This window comes from Candidatus Krumholzibacteriia bacterium, from assembly GCA_035268685.1.
Classification (GTDB): Bacteria; Krumholzibacteriota; Krumholzibacteriia; order JAJRXK01; family JAJRXK01; genus JAJRXK01.
Genome location: DATFKK010000070.1, coordinates 1 through 3725, shown reverse-complemented (window position 1 = coordinate 3725; position 3725 = coordinate 1). Strand labels below are relative to the sequence as shown.

The window sequence follows — 3725 nt, the reverse complement described above, 5'->3', positions numbered from 1 at the left end:
CACGGATCTTCCGCTGCACGACATGACCGGGGGCAACACCTTCGTGCAGGACATGATCGCCGACGCGTATCCGGACGAGGTCGACGTGGCCCAGCTCGAGGCTTCGAAGATCCGGGCACAGGAGACCCTGGAGAAGGCGATCCAGCTCGACGTGACCGCGGCCGACGACGGCGTCGACGTGCGCATCACCAACGACACCGGACACAAGCTGCCCACGGGCTATCCCGAGGGCCGCCGGATCTTCATCCAGGTCGAAGGACGCAACACCGACGGCGACGTGGTGTTCACGTCGGGCGCCTTCGACTTCACCTCGGGTGATCTGACCTACGACGACCAGATCAAGATCTACGAGATCAAGCCCGGGTTCAGTCCGGCGCTCGGTGAGGCGCTGAACCTGCCCGCCGGCCCGTCGTTCCACTTCGTGCTGAACGACTCGACGTACAAGGACAACCGCATACCGCCACGCGGCTTCACCAACCAGGCCTTCCAGGACCTGCAGATGCCGCCCGTGGCCGCGACCTACGCCGACGGCCAGTACTGGGACGACACCCACTACGTGCTGCCGGCCGGCACCGCCACCGCCACCGTGCGCGTGTACTACCAGGCCGTGAGCAAGGAATACATCCTGTTCCTGCGCGACGAGAACACCACGAACACGGCCGGCGACGACCTGTACGCGCTGTGGGACGCCAACGGTCGTGGGGCTCCGGCCCTGATGGCCGAGGCGACCGTCGACGTGCAGATCTCGACCTCGGTCGACCCGCCCGCGAACGGTGGGTTCCAGTACTCGCTCGGCCGCATGGCGCCGAATCCCTTCGGCGGACGCACGAGCTTCGAGTTCGGCCTGGCCGTTCCCGGACGCGTTGACCTGGCCGTGTACGACGCGCGCGGTCGCCGGGTGCGTCAGCTCGAGGACGAGATGCGTCCGGCCGGCCGCTACACCATGCACTGGGACGGCCGCGACGACGGGGGGCGGGCCCTGGCCGCCGGCGTGTACTTCGTTCGCTTGCAGGCCAACGACTACGTGGCGTCGAAGCGGGTGACGCTGGTGCAGTGATTCCGACCGGGTGTCGGATCCGTGCGGAGGCCGGGCCCGGGTGGGTCCGGCCTCCGTCGTCGTATGCGGTCAGAAGGTTGCGATCACGCGGAGCGTGGTGGCCACGACCGCGTCGGCCTCGGCATCGCCGCCCGGGTCGGTCACGAACTGCAGGTCCGGCTGCACGGCGATCTGCGACGTGACCTGCGCCCGGTAGAAGACCTCGTAGGCCGCTTCGGCCGAGGCCGTGAAACCGTAGCGCGGATCGACCCCCGCGCGCGTCCAGCCGAGGCCCACCGCATCGGCGGAACGCGCGGTCCACGGACCGGTCCACAGCAGACCGGCCCCGGCGTGGTCGTCGATCTCGACGACGCCGTCGGGCGTGTGGGCCCACTGACCGAAGACCGACAGCCCACGGCCACGGGTGTCGCCGTCGGGCATCCAGAGCGTCTGGTCGAAGGTCAGGTAGACGCCGTCGATCGCGTCGAAGGCGTTGCCGTCGGCGTCGACGCCATCCGCGGTGAGCTGCCACCACCCCAGACCCAGACGCCCGCCACCGCGGGCCTCCCAGCTGCGGTTCGCCTCGACCATGAAGGTGACGTCTTCGAACGACATCTCCAGCCCATCGGGATTGGACCGCTCCCCGGCATCGAACACGCCGGCGCGCAGCGAGAGCGCCGACGGACCTTCGACGGCCACGACCGCGCCGAAGCCGTTGTCGGGGTAGCTCGACATGCCCGCGATCGTGGGACTGAAGCCCATGGAGCTGTTCACGAAATCGCCCGCGTTGTCCGGTGCGGCGAACTCGCCGTTCGCGTCCATCTTGCCCGCCTTCACGCGCAGGCGTTCGGCGCGCGTCGAGAGCTCGACGAAGAACTCCGCGATGCGCTCGAAGCCTTCGGCTCCCTGATTGTCGAACGCCTGGAGATCACCGGCCAGCAGGCTGGGGTCAGCCCCGTGGTGCGCCTGCAGGTCGAGAACGGCGCCGAAAGTACCGAACGCGGACGCCCGCTCGTAGCCCAGGATCAGGTCGAACAGACCCTGCCCGAACCAGAGCGCGGACTCGGCGCCGGAGGCCGGTCCGGCGAGATCCCAAACGTAGGATCCCTCCACGGTGATCCCGTGGGCCGCGAGATCGGGGGCGATCATCTCGGCGGTGCGCTGGCTCGACGCGGGGCTCGCCGCCAGGACGATCGCGACGGCGGCAAAGAGACGAAGGGTGGCGACCATGACCGCAGCCTTTCGATCGGTGGACGAGTCCGGGAACGTGAATGGACCCATCGTCCGGTCCGCGTGCGGACTGAATCGAAGCGGCCGGTCCCCGGCCCGAGATCACGGAATTCGAGGTCGAGGACACGCTTTACTGGTGATGGTGCATCATGGGGCCGGGCCGATTCGAGGGAGCCCGGCCCCAGGACAGGCGCTCAGCGCAGCAGGACCGCCTTCTGCACGAAGCGCTTTCCGCCGCCGAGCATGCGCACGTAGTACACACCCGACGACACACCGTGGCCCTGGTCATCGGTCCCGTCCCAGATCACGCGGTGGTCCCCGGCGGCGCGCTCGCCGTCGACCAGGGTGCGCACGAGCCGGCCACGGGCGTCGTAGAGGTCGATCGAAACCTGCGCGGTGCGCGGCAGCTCGAAGGCGATCGTCGTGCGCGGGTTGAAGGGGTTGGGCGTCGGCGTGCGCAGGGCGAAGGTCTGCGGGCGCGCTACGCCGGGTATCGTGTCGTCGTCGACGGCGGTCGCCGTGCTGCCCGGCAACCAGATCAGCGCCTGGTCCGAGGCCAGGCTGCCGTTGGCCAGATCGAGGACCCCCGCGTTCGGGTCCCCCTCGATCAGCACCGGGGAGCCGGTCGCGGCCCAGGATCGGCCATTCGCGTCGACGTCGAAGTCGAAGATCACCACGCCCAGCGGGAAGGCATCGGTCAGGTCGGCCACGTACGGGGTGACCTGACCCGCGTCGGGATCGAAGACACGGATCGCCTTCGGGTCGGTGGCTGCCGGCGTGATCTCGCCCACGTAGACCAGACCGTCGTCGCGCGCCGCCACCGCGAGCGGGCCGACGCCGCTGTTCCACGACGGATCGGTCCAGATCGTCGGTGTGGAAGGCGCCACGGGATCGATCACCAGGAGTCCGGCGGCCGTGATCGCGACCAGCCGGCCGTCGGGCAGGACATCCATGCCCCGCACCTCGAAGTGCGTGCGTGGTTCGGTCTCGTCGAGAAGAATCGCTGTCCCGCCGGTGGCCGGATCGTAGGAGCCGATCCGCGGGTAGCGAACGGGGCCGGGCTCGGCCCGGAATCCCGAGAAGTACACCACCCCACTGTTCGGATCGACCGTCACGTCCTCGGCCGTGAACATGCCCAGACTGTCGGCCAGGATCCCACCGTCCACGAACTCGAGGTCGAGGCTACCGGGATCGAAACGGAACGTCGGCGTGCCGGCGACCCAGATGTCGCCGTCGGTTCCCGCCGCCAGACCGGTCTGGATCTCGGGGAGCACGCACAGGTATTCGCGTTGTTCGGTGTCGACGCCGGGGCGGTAGCTCCACAGCCCGTTGAAGGGCGTCATGCTGATCACGTGGGGTTGTTGGTAGGGCTCGTCGACCGGGAGCAACCACAGTCCGTCGCGGCCGGAGTCGCTGCAATTGCCGTAACCGACCTCGGCGTTCAGCGCGGTCCGGCAAG

The 3725-nt window shown here is 68.9% G+C and carries 3 protein-coding genes; 1 reads left to right on the top strand and 2 read right to left on the bottom strand.

The features are described from left to right. Positions 1-1057, top strand: a 1057-nt coding sequence (locus VKA86_06910) for a FlgD immunoglobulin-like domain containing protein (GenBank protein HKK70929.1), incomplete at its 5' end; no start/stop codon positions are given. A gap of 69 nt (positions 1058-1126) precedes the next feature. On the opposite strand, the gene VKA86_06905 is transcribed toward VKA86_06910, so the two are convergent. Further along, positions 1127-2266, bottom strand: a complete 1140-nt coding sequence (locus VKA86_06905) for a carbohydrate porin (protein HKK70928.1) — start codon at positions 2264-2266, stop codon at positions 1127-1129. Between the two features lie 194 nt (positions 2267-2460). Beyond that, positions 2461-3725 (bottom strand): FlgD immunoglobulin-like domain containing protein (locus VKA86_06900; GenBank protein ID HKK70927.1); only part of this gene is annotated, 1265 nt, incomplete at its 5' end.

Bases quoted from the DNA above. Each gene is read 5' to 3' on its own strand.
- VKA86_06905 (HKK70928.1), bottom strand. From the start codon at position 2,266: ATGGTCGCCACCCTTCGTCTCTTTGCCGCCGTCGCGATCGTCCTGGCG.